Origin of the sequence: Pseudomonas syringae (assembly GCF_021606685.1) — a bacterium.
In the GTDB taxonomy this organism is placed as follows: Bacteria; Pseudomonadota; Gammaproteobacteria; order Pseudomonadales; family Pseudomonadaceae; genus Aquipseudomonas; species Aquipseudomonas syringae_R.
Genome location: NZ_WKCB01000035.1, coordinates 12,916 through 30,709 on the forward strand (window position 1 = coordinate 12,916; position 17,794 = coordinate 30,709).

Genomic DNA, 17,794 nt, shown 5'->3' on the forward strand with positions numbered 1-17,794 from the left:
ATTTGACCGTGTCAGGCCTTAGACCCTGATCGCCGCATCGACCCGCGCAATGTAGGTATCGAAGCGCGCCACCAGGTCCACCTGCTCCGGAAAACGCAGCCACTGGATCTGCAGGCCATCCATCATGGCCAGGATTTCTTCCACCAGCCCGGCGATGTCGACGTCGCTGCGCACCTCCCCCGCCGCCACCAGGTCGGCAAACTGCCCCTGCATACGTCGGTGGATACCCGCATAGCGCGCCTGGAACCAGGCCCACGCCGGTTGCGTATCGAGCAGGCTTTCGGCATTCAGAATGGTAAACGCGCGCACCACCCCAGGCGCGGTGGCGTTCGAACGGTTGATCGCGCGCAGGCTGCCGAGCAAGCCGGACAGCGACTTTTCCGCACGCACTTCATCGGCAATCCGTTGGTTGACCTCATCGCGACGTTGCAGCACGCCCATCAGCAATGAAATCTTGCTGGGGAAGTGGTGCAGCAACCCGGCCACGGAAATCCCCACAATCGCTGCCACCTGCGCCATTGAGGCGCCGCTGTAGCCCTCCAGGGAGAACACCTGCAAGGCCGCGTCCAGCAGCTCTTCGCGGCGTTTTTCACCTTTGGGGGCGCGACGGGTCTTGGGGGCAGGTTCGGTCATGGGAACATCCTTGTGGTCAGGCTTGCACCGTATCCAAATTGCCCCTGAGCCGCAAATAAAGCTCAGGCGCTTTCCCGTTCGATCAAGCGGCAGCCCAACAGGTTCAAGCGTTGTACCTCGTCAGTCACCGGCAGCACTCCGAGGCTTTCCAGCACCCGCGTTGCCGCCAGCACACCAATCTCCAACGCCGGCGGCTTGATGGTACTGAGGCTCGGCAACAGCATTTCGGCAAACGGGTAATCGCCAAACCCGAGCACGGCGCAGTCCTGGGGGATCTTCAGCCCGGCACGCTGCCCGGCCAGCAGGCCACCGGCCGCCAGGTTGTCGTTGGCGAAGAAGATCGCGTCGGGCGGCGTGGCGTGGTTCATCAGGGTGTCCATGGCCTGCTTGCCCGCTTCGAACGGCGCGCGATCGGCGTCGGGGGCGAAGCGCCAGGGTGCCAGGCCCAGTTCGCTCAAGGTCGCGACAAAACCGTCACCCCGCTCCTGCGCGCTGAAGTCCCCAGGGGCGCTGTTCTGCACAAATGCGATGCGCCGATAGCCCTGGCCGTGCAGGTAGCGAGCGGCTGTGACGCCGACTTCGTAGTGGGAAAAGCCGATCTGCAACGGCTCGCGTTCGGGCACGTAATCCCAGGTTTCCACCACCGGGATATCAGCGTCGGCAATCATCTTTTCGGTGCCCGCGCTGTGGAAGCGGCTGGTCAACACCAGCGCCGCCGGCGACCAGCCGAGGAACGCACGCACCGCGCTTTCTTCCTGCTCGGCGCTGAAGTAACTCGACGCCAGCAACAGCTGATAACCATGACGGCTGAGGGTGTCGCTGAAGCCCTGGATGGTGTTGGCGAAGATCGGCCCGGAGATGTTCGGGATCACCATCGCCACGATCCTGCCTCGCGCTGACGCAAGCCCGCCGGCCACCAAGTTGGGCACGTAACCCAGCTCGGCCACCACCTCGGCAATCCGCTCGCGACGCTCGGGCGAAACCTGCTCCGGCTGATTGAAATAGCGCGACACAGTGATCGCCGACACCCCGGCCTGGCGGGCCACGGTGTTCAGGGTGACGCGCCCGGCGCCACGGCGTTTGCGCGGTTTGTCTTCGCTCACGGGATGATCCTGTTAAAAACCAAAAAGAATATAGGGCTAATTTTTTAGTATTTGACGCTCTAAACCACACCTACCAATAATGCCGATGTTAGCGCTAACAAAGCGCGTTGTCTGCTACTCGCTCGAGCGAATGCCCAAGACAGTTTCACAGGCGCTGACGGTCGCAAGAACCGCAGCGGTTCAGGGCATTCTTTTCGAGCGAACACAGCATGCACAAGCACACTCACGTATTTCTCCTGGCCGGTTTGACCGCCCTCCCCCTGCCCGCCGCCTTTGCCGCCGACGAGCCGGAGGCGACCCTCAAAGCGGTGACGGTCACCGCCACCCGCCGCGAAGAGTCGCTGCAAAAAGTGCCGGTGGCCGTCTCGGTGCTGGATGGCGAACAGCTCGAACGCGACAACCGCAACGGCGTGGCAAGCATCGCACAGCAAGTGCCGTCGCTGAACTTCCGCACCGGCGCGTCGAACAAGGACACCTCGCTGTTCGTGCGCGGCGTGGGCACCATCTCCACCTCCCCCGGCGTCGAGCCGACGGTGGCCACAGTGATCGACGGCGTGGTCTACGCCCGCCCCGGCCAGGCGACCCTCGACCTGCTGGACCTGGAGCGCATCGAAGTGCTGCGCGGTCCGCAAGGCACGCTGTTCGGCAAGAACGCCTCGGCCGGCGTGCTGAATATCACCAGCAAGGCGCCCACCGCCGAGACCCATGGCTATATCGACCAGTCGTACTACAGCGGCAATGAAAGCCGCACCCGTTTCGGCATCGGCGGCAGCCTGGTGCCGGATGTACTCAAGGGCTCGGTGAGCACGCTGTTTGGCAGCTACGACGGCAACGTGGATAACAAGCAAAATGGCCAGGAGGTCAATGGCTACAACCACAAAGGTATTCGCGGCAAGCTGGAGTTCACCCCCAACGACGACGTGACACTGACCCTGATCGCCGACTACATGCAGTCCCATGACGACGCGCCAAATGGCGTGGTCAGCAAAGCCCTGACCCCGGCGTTCGCCAATGCACTGAACCCGGTACGCGGCGCCAGCGACAACCGCGACATCAACACCGACACCCGCAGCCATGTGGAAGACACCAACAAAGGCTTGTCTGCGCAACTGGACTGGAACCTCGGCGACTACACCCTGACCTCGATCACCGCCTGGCGCGGTTGGGACAACACCCAATACCAGGACGGCGACCGCCTCGGCACGGTAACCGCCGCCTTCCCCGGTACCGCCGACAAGGGCGAGCTGGCCTTCGACCAATACTCCCAGGAACTGCGCCTGGCCTCGCCCAAGGGCGAGTTCCTGGAATACGTCGGCGGCCTGTTCTACATGCATGGCAAGGACGAAGAAACCTACCAGCGCACACTGACGACGACCGCGCGTACCGACCGTGGCATCGCCGACTACAGCACCACCAGCGACAGCTATGCGGTGTTCGGTGAAACCACGCTGAATTTCACCTCGCGCTTTCGCGGCATCGCCGGCCTGCGCTACACCCACGATGACCTGAAATACGATCACCGCCGCGTTTCCACCTCGGCCACCACGGTCAGCGGCATTCAGCCGGCCACCTCGAGTTCCGGGTCGGTGGATGAGGACGGCTGGTCCGGCCGCCTCGGTGTGCAGTACGACATCACTGACAACGTCACCAGCTACCTCACCTATTCGCGCGGCTACAAGGGCCCGGCGTACAACGTCTTCTTCAACATGCAGCCGCGCGACACCGACGCGCTCAAGCCGGAAACCTCCAACACCTGGGAAGCCGGGATCAAGGCCACCGCCTGGAACAACCGCCTGACCACCAACCTGGCGATATTCCACAGCGACTACGACAACTACCAGGCCAACTTTTTCGATTCGGTCGCCGGCCAGGTCGTAACGCGCTTGATCAACGCCGGCAGCGTCAGCACCCAAGGCGTCGAGCTGGATTACGCCTTGCAGGCCACGCAGCAGCTGAAACTCTCCGGCGCCCTGGCCTACACCCGTGCGCGCATCGATGAGTTCGCCTGCCCAGCGGGCGCTGCCGCCACCTGCAATGTGAATGGCAAGCCGCTGCCCTACAGCCCGGACTGGAAAAGCTACGTGCGCGCCGACTACAGTATCCCGCTGGATAACGGCCTGGACATCGAGCTGGGCACCGATTACAGCTGGCAGAGCGAAGTGCAGTACGACATCAGCCAGAACGTCGACACCAAACAAGGCGCCTACGGCATCTGGAATGCCAGCGTGGCCCTGGCTGACTACAGCAACGGCTGGCGCGTGGCGTTGTTGGCCAAGAACCTCGCCGACAAGTCTTACTCACCGCTGCTGGCCAGCGGTGGCAACTACATCTACCGTGCCGTGCCCCGTGACGATGAACGTTACTTTGGCGTGCAGCTGCGCAAGGATTTCTAACATGAGCCGTCAACTGACACTCGGCGCCTTCCTGATGGCCACCGGGCACCACGTGGCCGCCTGGCGCCACCCGGATGTGCCGGCGAATGCCGGGCTGGATTTTGCCCAGTACAAACACCTGGCGCGCGTGGCCGAAGCGGCGAAGTTTGACGCGCTGTTCGTGGCCGACAGCATCGCCGCACCTACGGGTGAAATCGCCAGCCACATGGCGCGTTCGGATCATTTCGAACCGCTGACCTTGCTCTCGGCGCTGAGCGCAGTGACGGAGCACATCGGCCTGATTGCCACGGCGACCACCACCTACAACGAGCCCTACCATGTGGCGCGCAAGTTTGCCTCGCTGGACCACCTGTCCGGCGGGCGCGCGGGCTGGAACCTGGTGACCTCGGATGCCGCCGCCGAAGCGCAGAATTTCGGCCGCGATGAACACCTCGGCCACGCCGAGCGCTATCGCCGCGCCAAGGAGTTTCATCAGGTGGTGACCGGCCTCTGGGACAGCTGGGAGGACGATGCCTTCACGCGGGACAAGGCCAGCGGCAACTACTATGACCCCGCCAAGCTGCACGTGCTGGACCACGTTGGCGAGCACTTCCAGGTGAAGGGCCCGCTGAACGTGGCGCGTTCGCCCCAGGGCCAGCCGGTGATCGTGCAGGCCGGTTCCTCGGAGACAGGCCGCGAGTTGGCCGCGCAAACCGCCGACGTGGTGTTTACCGCACAGACATCGTTGGCCAACGCCCAGGCGTTTTATGCCGACCTCAAGGGACGCCTGGGCCGGTATGGCCGTGACGCGGATGCGCTGAAAATCATGCCCGGCGTGTTTGTGGTGGTCGGTCAGACCGAGGCTGAAGCCCAGGCGAAATTCGAGGCGTTCCAGGACCTGGTCGAGCCGGAGGTCGGCGTGGCGTTGCTGGGGCGCATGCTGGGTAATTTCGACTTGTCCGGCTACCCGCTGGACGGTCCATTGCCAGAGTTGCCGTTGACTGACAGCGGGCAACGCAGCCGCCAGCAATTGCTGAGTGATTTGGCCCACCGCGAGCAACTGACGCTCGCGCAATTGGGTCGTCGGATTGCCGGGGGGCGCGGACATTACAGCCTGATCGGCACGCCCACGCAGATCGTCGACGAACTGCAACACTGGTTCGAACAGGGCGCGGCCGACGGTTTCAATATCCTCGTGCCACATTTGCCCGGAGGGCTGGAAGACGTCGCTCAGTGGGTGGTGCCAGAACTACAACGCCGTGGCCTGTTCCGTACCGAATACAGCGGCTCCACCCTGCGTGAAAACCTCGGGTTGGCGCGCCCCTCGCACCGTTTTAAAAAGGACACCGTATGAAGATTCGAGCACTGCTGCTGGCGCTGTTGGCCGTCACGCAAACCGCCCTGGCCGCCGACCCCGCCACTCTGCGCATTGGCTACCAGAAAGGCTCCATCGCCCTGGTGCTGGCCAAGGAACATGGCCTGCTGGAAAAGCGTTTCGCGCAGACTTCAGTCAAATGGATCGAGTTCCCCGCTGGCCCGCAGATGCTCGAAGCCTTGAACGTGGGTGCGCTGGACGTGGGCGCCACCGGCGATATCCCACCGCTGTTCGCCCAAGCGGCCGGCGCCGACCTGGTCTACATCGGCGCCGAACCGCCCAAGCCTACGGCTGAAACCATCCTGGTGCGCAACGACAGCCCGCTGCATTCGGTGGCCGATTTGAAAGGCAAGAAAGTCGCCTTCCAGAAAGGCTCCAGCTCCCACAACCTGATCCTGCGCGCGCTGAACAAAGCCGGCCTGAGCTACAAGGACATCCAGCCGGTGTACCTGCCACCCGCCGACGCCCGCGCGGCGTTCGAGCAAGGCAGCGTGGATGCCTGGGCGATTTGGGAACCCTACTCATCCCTCGCCCTGAGCCAGAGCCCCAGCCATGTGCTGGCCAACGGTGAAGGGTTGGGGCTGTCGGGGCCGGTGTACACGGCACGGCGTGAGTATGCCCGGGACAATGGCGCGTTTATCCATGACGTGCTCGGCGAACTCAGCGCCGCCGAAGCGCTCACCCGCAGCCAGCGTGACGACAGCCTGAACGTGCTGACCACCTTCATGGGCCTGCCCGCCGACGTGGTCGCGCGCTACATGGACAACCGCCCGCCTTCGCCGATTTTGCCGATTGACGACAACATCATCACGGCGCAGCAGGCCACGGCAGACCTGTTCTATCAGAACCGCTTGTTGCCCAAGGCCATCGATGTGAAGCAGGCTGTGTGGAAATCTGAAGCCAACTGAGATGCACATGTGGGAGGGGGCTTGCTCCCGATAGCGGAGTGTCAGTCACCTCCTGCATGGACTGACCCCTTGCTATCGGGAGCAAGCCCCCTCCCACATTTTTTGAGCGCGTCAGGCGTGATGGCGGGTGCTTTTTTCCACCACGCACATCGGCGTGCCGGACACCGGCTCATTGATGATCTGCACCTGCACCTCAAACACCTGGCGCATCAACTCGGCACTGATTACCTCCCGCGGCGCACCGTCCGCCACCAGCTTGCCGCCGTGCATCACCGTCAAATGGTCGGCATAACGGCAGGCCTGGTTGATGTCGTGGAGCACGGTGATCACGGTCTTGCCGTCGGCGGCCAGTTCGCGCATCAGGTCGAGCAGTTCGACCTGATGGCTGATGTCGAGGTAGGTGGTGGGTTCGTCGAGCAGCACCACCGGCGCGTTCTGCGCCAACACCATGGCCAGCCACGCGCGTTGGCGCTGGCCGCCGGACAGGTCCGCCAGGGCGCGGTCGGCCAGGCTGTCCAGTTCCAGGCGCTGCATGGCCTGGGTGACATGGGCCTGGTCGCTGCCGCTCAGGCGCCCCCACAGCGAGTTATGCGGGCTGCGGCCGTAGGCGACCAGTTGGCGCACGCTGACGCCTTCGGGCACCGGCAGCACCTGCGGCAAAAACGCGATCTGGCGTGCCAGTTGGCGGGCGGACAGGCTGGCGTAGGCCTGGCCGTCCAGGGTCAGTTCGCCCTGGCTCGGCTTGAGGATACGCGCGAAGGTCTTGAGCAAGGTCGACTTGCCACAGCCGTTGGGGCCGATCAGCGCGGTGACTTTGCCCGCCGGCGGCGCACACGAAAGACCCTGCACGATGCGTGTGCCGCCATAGCCGATATCGAGCTGGCGGGCCTGGAGAATACTCATGTCATCACCCCTTGAACCGTGCCAGTAACCAAAGAAAATACGGCGCACCAATCACCGCCGTGAGCACCCCCGCCGGGATTTCGCTGGGCGCGATCAAGGTGCGCCCAAGGGTATCGGCCAGCACCAGCAACAGCGCGCCGATCAGCATCGCCGCCGGCAGCAGATACTGGTGATGCCCGCCCACCAGGCGCCGGGCCATGTGCGGTGCGACCAGGCCGATAAAGCCAATCGGCCCGATCACGCCCACGCCCAGGCTGGTCAGCAATACCGCGCACGCCATCGCCAGCCAACGCGTGCGATTCAACGCAGTGCCGAGGCTGTGGGCCGCTTCGTCGCCCAACGCGATCAGGTTCAGCGGCTTGGCCAGGCACAGCCCCAGCGGGATCAACAGCAGAAATGGCAGCACCAGTACCACATGGTGCCAGTTGCGGCTCCACAGGCTACCGGTCAGCGCGAGCAAGGCGGTGTTGATATCCAGCGGGTGCGACAGGATCAGAAACTCGGTGACGCTGGACAAGGTCACCGCAATCGCCACCCCGGACAGCGCAAAACGCACCCCGGAAAAACTCACGCCGGTGTTGTACAGCGCCAGCAGCAGCGCGCCGCCGGCTCCGCCCAGGCACGCCACCAACGGCAACCAGGCAACCGGCAGTTGTGGCCAGCCGATGATCGCCACGGTCAGCGCCAGCCCCGCGCCCTGGGTGACGCCGAGAATTTCCGGCGAGGCCAGCGGGTTGCGAATCACGCCCTGGACAATCGCCCCGGCCAGGCCGAATGCGCAACCTGCGAGGATCGCGATCAGGCTGCGTGGCAGGCGATGGTTCCACACCTCGAAGTCGAGGGCGTCATGGGCCAGCAGGCGCTCGAGTACAGTTGCGGGCTTGAGCCACAAGGTGCCAGCGCTGAGGCTGATAAACGTCGCCAGCAGCAACAGGCCGAGCAGCAACCCCAGGCGAAAACGTGGGCGGATCATAGGGCGCGCCTGGCAAGAAACAGAAAGAACGGTGCGCCGATCAAGGCGGTAACAACCCCCGCCGGGGTCTCCACCGGGAAGGCCACCGCGCGGCTAAGCAGGTCGGCGCCCAGCACGATCACCGCGCCCAGGGCCGCGCTCAGCGGGATCAGCCAGCGGTAGTCGTTGCCGAGGAACTGGCGCAGGATATTCGGCGCGATCAGCCCGACAAACCCAATCGGCCCCACCGCGCAAACACTCGCCCCCACCAGCAACAGGCTGGCGATAAACACCTGCAGGCGCAGACTGGCGATGCCCACGCCCAACGAGCGCGCGGCGTCTTCACCGAGGTTGATCAGGTTCAAGCGCGGCGCGCACCACAACGCCCAGAGGCCGCCGATCAAGGTGCACGGCCAGAGCAATTGCACCTGCGCCGCGCCGACGTTGGCCAGGGAGCCGGCCAACCAGTTCAACACGCTTTGCGCCTGGGCCTCGACCAGAATCACCGTGAGCCGGGTCAACGCGGCACACAACGCTGCCACTGCCACACCGGCCAATACCAGGCGCCCCTGGGAGGTGGTCGGCGACCAGGCGCCGCCGAGGCTGAACACCGTGATCCAGGCCAGCGCGCCGCCCAGGCAGGTCATCAACAAGGCGCCGCCGGCAAACGGCGGCGCGACCAACCCGGTGGAAAACAACGCGAGCCCCAACGCCGCCCCCGCCGTGACGCCAAACAACGAAGGCGAGGCCAGGCGGTTGCGCGTGATGCCTTGCATCAGCGCGCCGGCCAGACCCAGGCAAGCACCCACCAATGCCGCGCACACGGCGCGGGGCACGCGTAACTGGGCGACGATATAGGCCATATTGCCGCCCACACTGCCTTGGTGCATCAGGCCATTCCAGGCGTCCGCCGCCGTGAGGGTAAACGGCGACCAGCTGTACAACGAGAGCCAGAACAACAAGGCGCCCAGCAGCACAATGCCTGCCGCTGCGAAACTACGCGGCATACTTATTGGCTCAGTACGGCGTTGCCGCCCTTGAGAATCGCCAGGGCGTCCTCGGCGATCTGCTCCGACGCCAGCACGCCACGGTTGCGCGCCCAGCTGTCGCCGTCCACTTCAGCCACATGCTTGTTGCGTACAGCGCCGAGCACTTGCCACAGCGGTTGCTTGCTCCACGCATCGACAATGCTCGGGCGACGGTAATGGCCGACCAGCAACCACCCCGGGTCGAGGGCCAGCAGTTGCTCCAGGCTGACGAACTCGGTGGGGGCGGCGTTGGCGCGTACCGACGGCACTTTCAAGCCAATGGCGGTCAACACGCTACCGGCATAGGAATGCGGGCCGTGCACAGAGAAGCTGTCTTCGCGGGCGACACCGAACAACACGCTGGCGCCAGCAGGGATCTGCGCGGCAATCTTTTTCAGGTTCTCGCGGTTCTGCGCGATGCGTGCCGCCATCTGCGGGCTTTTGCCCAGGGCCTTGCCGATCAGCTCGGCGGATTTGAGGCTGCCCTCATAGTCCTCGCCGCGCGAGGGCAGCAACAGGGTCGGCGCAATACTCGCCAGGTCGCTGTACAGCGCCTGGTGACGGTTGAGGTCGGCGACGATCAGGTCCGGCTTGAGCCGTGCGATTTCCTCGATACTCGGCTGCGAGCGCAGGCCCACAGATTGCCACTGGCCGATGGCCTGGCGCACACGCGGCAACACACGATTGGCGTCGCCATCATCGGCCGCGCCCACCGGGGTCACGTCAACGGCGGCCAGGCTGTCCAGAAAGGAGAACTCCAGCACCACCACACGCTTGGGCGCGTCCGGCAGATGCACCGTGTGCTGGCCGTCGTTGAGGTCGATGGGTGCAGCGCTTAATACGCTTGAAGAAAACGCCAGGAGGCAGGCGGCAAGGGTCGGGATGGAGCGCAGCATTCGCATGACAAGTACCTCGGCGTTAAAACACCCCAGCGAGACAGGCTGGGGAAAACGGCGGGTACTATTCCATATCGGGGCGGCGTGATCAAAAAACATTCTCATTAAGATGATGAGTCAGGCCCAGACACCACAAATCAAATGTGGGAGGGGGCTTGCTCCCTCCCACATTTTTAATCGGCGTCTAGAAATCGACGGTGGCCGACAGCAAGTAGGTACGCGGCGTCGACAAGGTCAGCCCCGGCTCGCTGTCATCCGACGCACCGGCCGAACTCCAGTAGCGCTTGTCGGCGACGTTCTCGACGTTGGCGCGCAGGGTGATGTGCTTGTCATCCACCTTGAACGCATAGCGCGCGCCGACGTCGATGCGGTTCCAAGCGTCTATCTCCTTGACGTTGGACGCGTCCAGGTACTGCGAGCTGGAGTAGATGCCACGGCTGGTCAGGGTCAGGCCTTCCAGCGTCGGCACGTCCCATTCGGCGCCGAGGTTGACGTTGTACTTGGGCGTCGCCGGCGCGCGGTTGCCGTCGTTGGTGCCGTCGGTGGTTTTTTGCAGCTCGCTGTCGATATACATCACACCGCCGAGCAGGCGCACGCCCTTGAGCGGCTCGCCGAACACACTCAGTTCCGCCCCGGTGTTCTGACGTTTGCCGTTGGGGCCGAACCGGTTCGTGGTGCTATTGGTTTCATAGGCGGGCTGCTTGATGCGGAACACCGCAGCGGTGACGGCCAAGGCGCCGGCGTCGTATTTGGCGCCGACTTCCACCTGGCGGCTGATAAAGGGCGGGAAGATTTCATCGTCGTTATCCGACGTCGACGGCGCGACCTTGCCCTGGCTCAGGCCTTCCATGTAGTTGGCATACAGCGACAGTTTGTCGGTGGCCTTGAACAGCAGGCCGCCGGACGGTGAAATTTTTTCTTCGTCGTATCCGGTCTTGCCTTTGACTCCATTGTTCCAGTCATCCACCTTGACCCGCTGCCAGCGCGCGCCGAGGGTCAGCAACAGGCGATCGTCGAAGAAGCCCAGGGTGTCGGACAACGCCACGCCGCTGAAGCGGTTCTCGGTGTAAACCTTGGGATCGGGGCGGGTCTGCACCGAAGGCGTCGGCGTTTGCACCGGGTCATAGATATTGCTCGCCCCCGGCGCATAGCGCGCGCCGCCGTTGGTAAAGTCCATGTAGAAGTAGCTGGCCGCCAGGTTGACCTCATGGCTGACCGAGCCGGTATGGAACCAATTGCGCACGCCGGCGTTGTAGGTGCGCACATTTTCATCGCGGGTGAAGTCCCGTGGGGCCACGCTGAAATCGCCGTCGGCATTGGCGACGGACACGGCGTGGCGCAGGAAGTCGTGGTTACTTTTGCGCGCGCCCATGCCCCCGTAGAGCATCACTGAATCGCTCAGGTCATATTCCGCATTCACCGTACCAAACGTGTCGTTGGTGCTGGCCTTGCTCCAGGACTGAGCGTAGTTGCGGCGCACGTCGTTGGCGCTCGGCACTGGCGCGGCGGCCACGACCTGCACACGCTCTTGAGGGGCGTCGGTGTCACGCTCGGTGTGGCCGATATCGGTGGAAAGGCGCAGGCGCTCGCCGCGAAAATCCAGGCCCAGCACGGCCATTTCGCGATCCACGCTCTGGTGGTCCCATTCCGTGTCGCCGGACTGCTTCACGCCGTTGAAGCGGATGCCGAACTTGTTGTCCTCGCCAAAGCGTCGCCCTATATCCACCGCGCCGCCGGCCTGGCTGTCGGAAGCCCAGTTGCCGGTGAACGAGTTGATGTCCTTGTCGGTGGCGCGCTTGGGCACCACGTTGATCCCGCCGCCCACGCTGCCGCGCGGCGAGATGCCGTTGATCAACTGAGTGGGGCCTTTGAAGATGTCGACGCGGTCGGCCATTTCCATATCAATGGTGTAGGTCGGCAGCACGCCATAGAGGCCGTTGTAGGACACATCACTGTTGAACAGGCTGAAACCGCGGATGGTGAACTGTTCATAGCGCCCACCGGCCGGGTTGGTGGCGCGTACCGAGGGGTCACTGGCGATCAGGTCGCCGAGGGTGCGGGCCTGCTGGTTTTTCACCGCGTCCTGGGTGTAGGTGGTCATGCTGAACGGCGTTTCCATGAAGTCCCGCGTGCCCAGCATGCCCTGCGAGCCACGCCGCGCTACCTGGCCGCCGGCGTAGGTGTCACCGTCGTACAGGCCGGTGGTGCCCAGAATCGACGTCGGCGCCAGTTCCAGGCTGCTGCCCTCGGGCGCGGGCACCAGCATGTAGGCCTGCTCACCCATCGGCTGCAACTGCAGGCCCGAACCCTGCAGCAAGCGCGCAAAGCCCTCTTGCACCCCATACTCGCCGGACAAACCGGCGCTGCTGCGCCCGCTGACCAGCGCCGGGTCGACCGACAGGTTAACCCCCGACAACCCGGCAAAACGGGTCAGCGCCGCACTCAGGCTACCGGCCGGCACCTGATAGCTACGGCGAGCGTCGGCGTCCTGGGCATAGCCGACAGCGGCGAATAACGGGCTGGCACTGAGGCTCAGCATCAGGCTCAGTTTGAGCAACGGGCGCAAGCGAAAGGGTAGAACTGCGGGCATGGGAGGAAGCTCTCGATTTTGTTCACTTACCTGGAATGACAGGCGAAGTGAAAAAAGGGGACAGGCTTCGACGAATCTTTTTTAGAACGCCTCAACCGACCGGTACTTGCAGCCCCACCTTGACCCGATCCAGCGCCACTAAGGTCTTGAACCACTTCACATTGGCATTCTCGGCAAACAGCCGCCCGGCGAGCTTCTGGTACTCCTGCATACTCGCGACATTCAGTATCAGCACGAAATCCACTTCGCCAGTGACGTAATAGCACTGCTGCACCTGGGGCACGCAGAAGCTGGCTTTGGTGGCGTTGAGCGCTTCAATGCTGGTGCGCTCCACCGACACCTCGGCAATGATCGTGATCGGCTTGCCGGCCTTGGCCGGGTCGACCACGGCCACATTCGCGACAATCACCCCGCCCTCCTCCAAACGCTTGAGGCGGCGCTGCACGGCGGCGGTGGAGAGGTTGACCTTCTCGGCCAGTGTCCGCAGGGGCACGGCGTTGTCACGCTGTACCAGGGCCAGGATCGACCAGTCGAAACCATCCAGGTCCAGCAGGGAAGAAGCGGGTTTGGCCATTCGGGGCGCTCTCGACGGGGTGAGAAAATTTATCGAAAACAGCCTCGATTCAGAGACCAATGACGACCGGGGGTCCAATACTATCCCAACTCCCCACGCAGGCAGAAACGGAGTGTCCCATGGCTTTTTTGATCCACCTGTCACCGGTGTTGCTGGTGATGTCGATGCTGATGGTACTGCGCCGCCCGCCGGTGCAAGCGGCCATCGCCGGCGCGGGCCTGGTGGCGCTGTTGTGGTTGATCGAAGGGTGGCAGGCCAGCGCGGCCATGGCGGCCGCCAAGGACACCGCCGTGTTGTTTGCCAGCACCGCATTCGTGATCGTGCCGGGCCTGGCGTTCGTGATCTTGATCGAACGCATGGGCGTCAACCAGGCGCTGAGCGAGTGGGTGCAAGCGCTGGGCCTGAAGCGCGCCGAGCTGGTGATGTTTATCGTACTGGGGCTGGCCCCGCTGCTGGAGGCCATGACCGGCTTCGGCGTGTCGCTGATCGCCACGGTGCCGTTGCTGCTCAGCCTGTTCGAGCGACGTATCGCACTGCGCGTGGCGTTGACCGGCATGGCGATCATGCCGTGGGGCACCCTGGGCCTGGCGACGGTCATCGGGGCCGCACTGGCCCACGTGGACGCAACGACGCTGGCGTCCACCTCGGCGCTGACCAGCGCGCCCGTGTTTATAGCGCTCGCGGCGCTGGCCTCGTACCTGTGCGGCGTGGGCATTTCCCGTGCCCTGTTCGGCTCGGGGCTGCTGTTTCTGACCGTGCTCTACTCCTTGAGCCGTTGGCTGGGCCCGGAAGTGGCCGGCGTGGGCGCGGGGCTCAGCGTCGCGTGCGCCACCTTGCTGCTGGCCCTGCATCGACGTCAGGGTACGGCGCCCCTGGCGTGGCCGCGCGCTGCGTGGCCGTACCTGGCGTTGATCCTGTGCATCGTGCTGCTCAAGGGCCTCAATGCCCTCACCCATCTTGAGGAGGCCTGGGTGGTGCGCGGCATGCACGTGGCCTGGAAGCCCCTGGCGTCACCGGGCATCGCTTTGCTGCTGGTGCTGATGTGGGTGCGCGCAGCGTCCAGCGAGCGCCTGCTCGGCGCACTGGTGACACGGGCACGGCGGCCGTTGCTGACGATTTTTTTCTTCCTGGGCATGTCACAGATGATGGTCAAGGCAGGCTTCCTCGACGGCCTGGTGCAGATGCTGAGCGATTTGCCGCAGGTCGCCGTCGTACCGCTGGTGGCGTTGCTGGGCGGGCTGTCCGGCTACATGACCGGCTCGAATGTGGGCGGCAACGCGATCTTCATGCCAGCCGTGGCCTTGCTGCCCGAGTCATCGCGCTGGCTGCTGGCAGCCCTGCAAAACAGCGCCGCCGGGCATGCGGCGCTCGGCTCGCTGTCCATCGTAATGCTGATACTCGGCCTGGCCAGCACCAGCCCCGAAGAAGAAGGCCAACTGGTGCGCTTCGGGTTTGCGCTGGCGTGCTTGAACACAGTGCTGGTGGCGCTGGCGGGATGGGTGTTGTTTGGGTTTCAAGGCTGAGCGTGCACTGCCGGAACGCCGTATGCGTTACTGGCAATTTGATCAGGGCTGCCGCCAGGCCCTAGCGTCTTCTGTTCGTATCGGGAATCAAGCCACCCAAGAAAAAGACCGTCGCAGGCCCTATGAGCCAAGCGACGGTCATTCCGGGGCTGACCATGGGTATGGCCAAAGCCATTGCAAAAAGGCCTATCCCTGTCCATAGCCGCTTACGCGGGGTGAACCACTGGCGAAACTCTTCGAGTTTTTTACCGGCCATTACCACCTCCTTGCTGGATAAGCAGCAAAGCATATCACCCACTTAAACGAATCACGCCGACCGGCGAAAATCCCGTATGCAGACGGGCAACCAGATCAGTTCGGGTCGGCGGCAATTTATCGAATGAGTGATTCGGCCTGCAGGAAAGCCAGCGGGGCGCAGCGGGCAAGTGGGAGAAGGCCCTCCAATCACCAGCACACTCAGGATTATCAGCGCGCCCGCTACGGGTGGCCGGTTGGCCTGGCTGCCGAACTCTCCGCTGAGCTCAAGACAGAAACCGGGGTGACGCCATGATCGCCACCCCCTGGTTCGCCTACGTCTTCATCTACAAGAGGCCAAGGTCGAGAACGCACAAGGCCGTGACCCATGTAGCGCTAGCCGCATGATGCGGTTCGACAAGGTCCGGGCAAATTCCGGGCCTGAGATCAGCGAAATCATCGGGTAGTTTTACGCGGGTTTTGCGCAGGCACAAAAAAGCCGATCTGGCTGATCGGCTCAAGTGTCTGATTTTACTCAGGAATAATGGTCGGGACGGAGTGATTCGAACACTCGACCCCTAGCACCCCATGCACGCAGTAACACCGTAAGCCTTTGTGAAATGGCTGTTTTTACTGGCGCTCGCTGCAATCGAATGCCTACAAGAGCTTATAGTTGCGTGAGAATGTCACGCAAAACTCACGCACCCTCCCCGGCGTCCTGCCGACGAACACCACTCCCAAATCTGACGCACCTCGATTACTGTACGCACATACAGTATTTGAGCTAACTCCCCATGGACATCGATTACGACACCTCTGATTGGCTTGGCTGCCCAACGCCCGAGGAAATGTACAAGCACCAATGCGCCCTTCTCGAAGACGAGTTCGCCGAGGTTCAAGCACAACTGACCAAGGCAAGAAAGAACATCGCTGGCCTTATCAAAATGAATGATGCGCTGGTCGCGGGCAAAGCCTCTGCCGAGAAAGCTCTCGCGGTAGCACTAGCCGACGTGTGCCGGCTCAACCGGGAAAACTCAGAAATGGGCGCGCGGATAGTGGGGCTGATTTCCGTGGTGGATCAGCGGGACCACCTGTTCAGGGAGAACCAGCGGCTGCTGAGTGAGATTCCTCAAACCCAAGCTCTCAGCAGTACCAGATAGAAAATAGAGACTATGCACTAAAGTGTTTCCCAGGAGGGTCGCGTTACACAGCAATCAGATATTTTCGTGAGGTACTCCGATCATCCACCTCGACGACGCCACCGCCGATGTAGGTATCCAGGTATTCCAGAACGCCTCCATTAACAGATGAAAGCGCAGCCCCCGAGTTCCCTGTCGCGATGCAGCTGTGAAGCCACATATGGGACGTAGGCGTTTCATCATTTCTTTTGCCGCTAATTTGGAATCCATGGCCGAAGCGGTCGCGGTTACCGTTTTCATTGCTGGTGCACCTAGCATTGAACGTCCGCGCGTCATTGATATCAGCCACGCCGGGGCCGCGGTTCTTGAAGTAAAGCCCTCCTAACCTAAATCCGTGCACGGCCTCATGACACGTTGAGCCGTTACCAGTGCGAGCTTTTAGATTTTCGGCGCCTACGCAATTGATCTCTAAGAAGTGGGGCGAGATACCATTGTGCTCGTGGTAGTTAAAGCCGTCGTTCACATTTCTTGAAGATGAGCATTTGACTGATATGGAAACCCCAATATCCAGAACTTGATATCCGTCGCGAGTTGAGCCGCAGGTGTTGATTCTCTCTGCATAAACAACAGTATCGAGGTCGCCATCTCGAGCAGTGAAAGCTCCGCCCTTACCGCCTATGTAGGTGATGCCGCTGTGATGAAACTTTACTGACTTCGAATATACCCCCATATTCCTTGAGTGATATGGAAGAACACGTGAGGGTTCACTTTTTGAATCAGGCCAGGAGATGAACCCTTTATTCCCGTCAGAAAACCATAGCCCAGTGCGGTCTTTTAACTCATCAAGGCTCTCGGCTCGCTCAAAGGCAAATGGATTACCGGCAGAATCAAGATGATCAAGTGAGACGAAACCTCTGACTTTCTTGTCCTTGAAAGCGCAAACGTATACCGTATTGTCGCTAGTTTTAGAGAATTTCAAGAAGTCTGTTTTTGGCACGGTGATAAAGTACACAGGGCCATCAACGCCTTGAATAGAAACATCCCTATTACGTTTGTACTCACCCAAATTAAAGCCATGAAAGTAAACGCCAGACTTAACATAAACCACGTCAACGTCAGGCTTGCTAAGCGCGTCACTCACGCTTGATAACGCGCTACCCCATGAACGTCCAGAGTTCCAGGAGCTTCCTTCATTGGATACGTAATAGCGCCCAGCTTTATCCTGGTTTGATTCTTCAGCAGAGATTGATGCTCCGATCGGCAAATACTTGGATAGGTCATTCAGTAATCGGGATGAACCATCGCTGAACAACTCGTAATTAAATTCTTTGAAAATCCTAGACTCGAACCCATCTGGAGTAGCGAAAACACCAGCGCAGTCACTTTTGACGCTATACCGCTGGCCGTCTGAAGCTGAGGATTCCGCAGCCACACGACTGAGAGGAGCACCCAGGGCGGCTAACGAAATAGATCCTGCAAGAAAGGTCCTTCGAGATAACATCCTGTCTCCTGACAAGTAATTTAAATCACGCAAATGAGATCATTTTCAGATCGAAAGCATATC

14 protein-coding genes are annotated in these 17,794 nt (G+C 62.1%); 5 read left to right on the plus strand and 9 right to left on the minus strand.

Annotated features, from left to right (window positions below; genetic code table 11):
• Window positions 1-18 precede the first annotated feature (18 nt).
• Window positions 19-633 carry a TetR/AcrR family transcriptional regulator gene (locus GIW02_RS14920; RefSeq protein WP_236415343.1) on the minus strand — a complete coding sequence of 205 codons (615 nt, stop codon included), beginning with the start codon at window positions 631-633 and terminating at the stop codon, window positions 19-21.
• A 62-nt stretch (window positions 634-695) separates the two neighbouring features.
• Window positions 696-1,736, minus strand: a complete 1,041-nt coding sequence (locus GIW02_RS14925) for a LacI family DNA-binding transcriptional regulator (RefSeq protein ID WP_236415346.1) — start codon at window positions 1,734-1,736, stop codon at window positions 696-698.
• A 209-nt stretch (window positions 1,737-1,945) separates the two neighbouring features.
• Here GIW02_RS14925 and GIW02_RS14930 point away from each other — a divergent pair, with 209 nt between their 5' ends.
• Genes GIW02_RS14930 through GIW02_RS14940 form a run of 3 tightly spaced genes read left to right on the plus strand, consistent with a single transcriptional unit; the run spans window position 1,946 to window position 6,391 of the window.
• The gene (locus GIW02_RS14930; protein WP_236415348.1) at window positions 1,946-4,129 is read left to right on the plus strand and encodes a TonB-dependent receptor; all 2,184 of its coding nucleotides are present in this window, start codon (window positions 1,946-1,948) and stop codon (window positions 4,127-4,129) included.
• A 1-nt stretch (window position 4,130) separates the two neighbouring features.
• Entirely contained in the window at window positions 4,131-5,462 is a 1,332-nt protein-coding gene (locus tag GIW02_RS14935) for an LLM class flavin-dependent oxidoreductase (RefSeq protein ID WP_236415356.1), read from the plus strand.
• Entirely contained in the window at window positions 5,459-6,391 is a 933-nt protein-coding gene (locus GIW02_RS14940) for a sulfonate ABC transporter substrate-binding protein (RefSeq protein ID WP_236415358.1), read from the plus strand. The genes GIW02_RS14935 and GIW02_RS14940 overlap by 4 nt, the downstream gene beginning before the upstream one ends.
• A gap of 111 nt (window positions 6,392-6,502) precedes the next feature.
• Here the strand turns inward: GIW02_RS14940 and fecE are convergent, their stop codons facing one another.
• The 6 genes from fecE to GIW02_RS14970 form a co-directional block, all read right to left on the minus strand.
• Window positions 6,503-7,294, minus strand: coding sequence for a Fe(3+) dicitrate ABC transporter ATP-binding protein FecE (gene fecE / locus GIW02_RS14945; protein WP_236415360.1), 792 nt, complete (start codon window positions 7,292-7,294; stop codon window positions 6,503-6,505).
• Window positions 7,295-7,298: 4 nt separating this feature from the next.
• Window positions 7,299-8,267 carry an iron chelate uptake ABC transporter family permease subunit gene (locus tag GIW02_RS14950; RefSeq protein ID WP_236421919.1) on the minus strand — a complete coding sequence of 323 codons (969 nt, stop codon included), beginning with the start codon at window positions 8,265-8,267 and terminating at the stop codon, window positions 7,299-7,301.
• Complete coding sequence (gene fecC, locus GIW02_RS14955) at window positions 8,264-9,253, minus strand: iron-dicitrate ABC transporter permease FecC (RefSeq protein WP_236411094.1); 990 nt, start codon at window positions 9,251-9,253, stop codon at window positions 8,264-8,266. The genes GIW02_RS14950 and fecC overlap by 4 nt, the downstream gene beginning before the upstream one ends.
• A 2-nt stretch (window positions 9,254-9,255) precedes the next feature.
• The gene (locus GIW02_RS14960) at window positions 9,256-10,170 is read right to left on the minus strand and encodes a Fe(3+) dicitrate ABC transporter substrate-binding protein FecB (RefSeq protein ID WP_456361604.1); all 915 of its coding nucleotides are present in this window, start codon (window positions 10,168-10,170) and stop codon (window positions 9,256-9,258) included.
• A gap of 184 nt (window positions 10,171-10,354) precedes the next feature.
• Complete coding sequence (locus GIW02_RS14965; protein ID WP_236411097.1) at window positions 10,355-12,760, minus strand: TonB-dependent receptor; 2,406 nt, start codon at window positions 12,758-12,760, stop codon at window positions 10,355-10,357.
• Window positions 12,761-12,851: 91 nt separating this feature from the next.
• Window positions 12,852-13,334 carry an Lrp/AsnC family transcriptional regulator gene (locus tag GIW02_RS14970; protein ID WP_236411099.1) on the minus strand — a complete coding sequence of 161 codons (483 nt, stop codon included), beginning with the start codon at window positions 13,332-13,334 and terminating at the stop codon, window positions 12,852-12,854.
• 119 nt (window positions 13,335-13,453) lie between these two features.
• On the opposite strand from GIW02_RS14970, the gene GIW02_RS14975 reads away from it, so the two are divergent.
• Entirely contained in the window at window positions 13,454-14,857 is a 1,404-nt protein-coding gene (locus GIW02_RS14975; protein ID WP_236411100.1) for an L-lactate permease, read from the plus strand.
• Window positions 14,858-15,885: 1,028 nt separating this feature from the next.
• The gene (locus GIW02_RS14980) at window positions 15,886-16,251 is read left to right on the plus strand and encodes a hypothetical protein (protein ID WP_236411102.1); all 366 of its coding nucleotides are present in this window, start codon (window positions 15,886-15,888) and stop codon (window positions 16,249-16,251) included.
• A gap of 43 nt (window positions 16,252-16,294) precedes the next feature.
• On the opposite strand, the gene GIW02_RS14985 is transcribed toward GIW02_RS14980, so the two are convergent.
• Window positions 16,295-17,764 (minus strand): hypothetical protein, encoded by a 1,470-nt coding sequence (locus GIW02_RS14985; RefSeq protein WP_236411103.1) that lies wholly within the window; start codon window positions 17,762-17,764, stop codon window positions 16,295-16,297.
• Window positions 17,765-17,794: the final 30 nt, after the last annotated feature.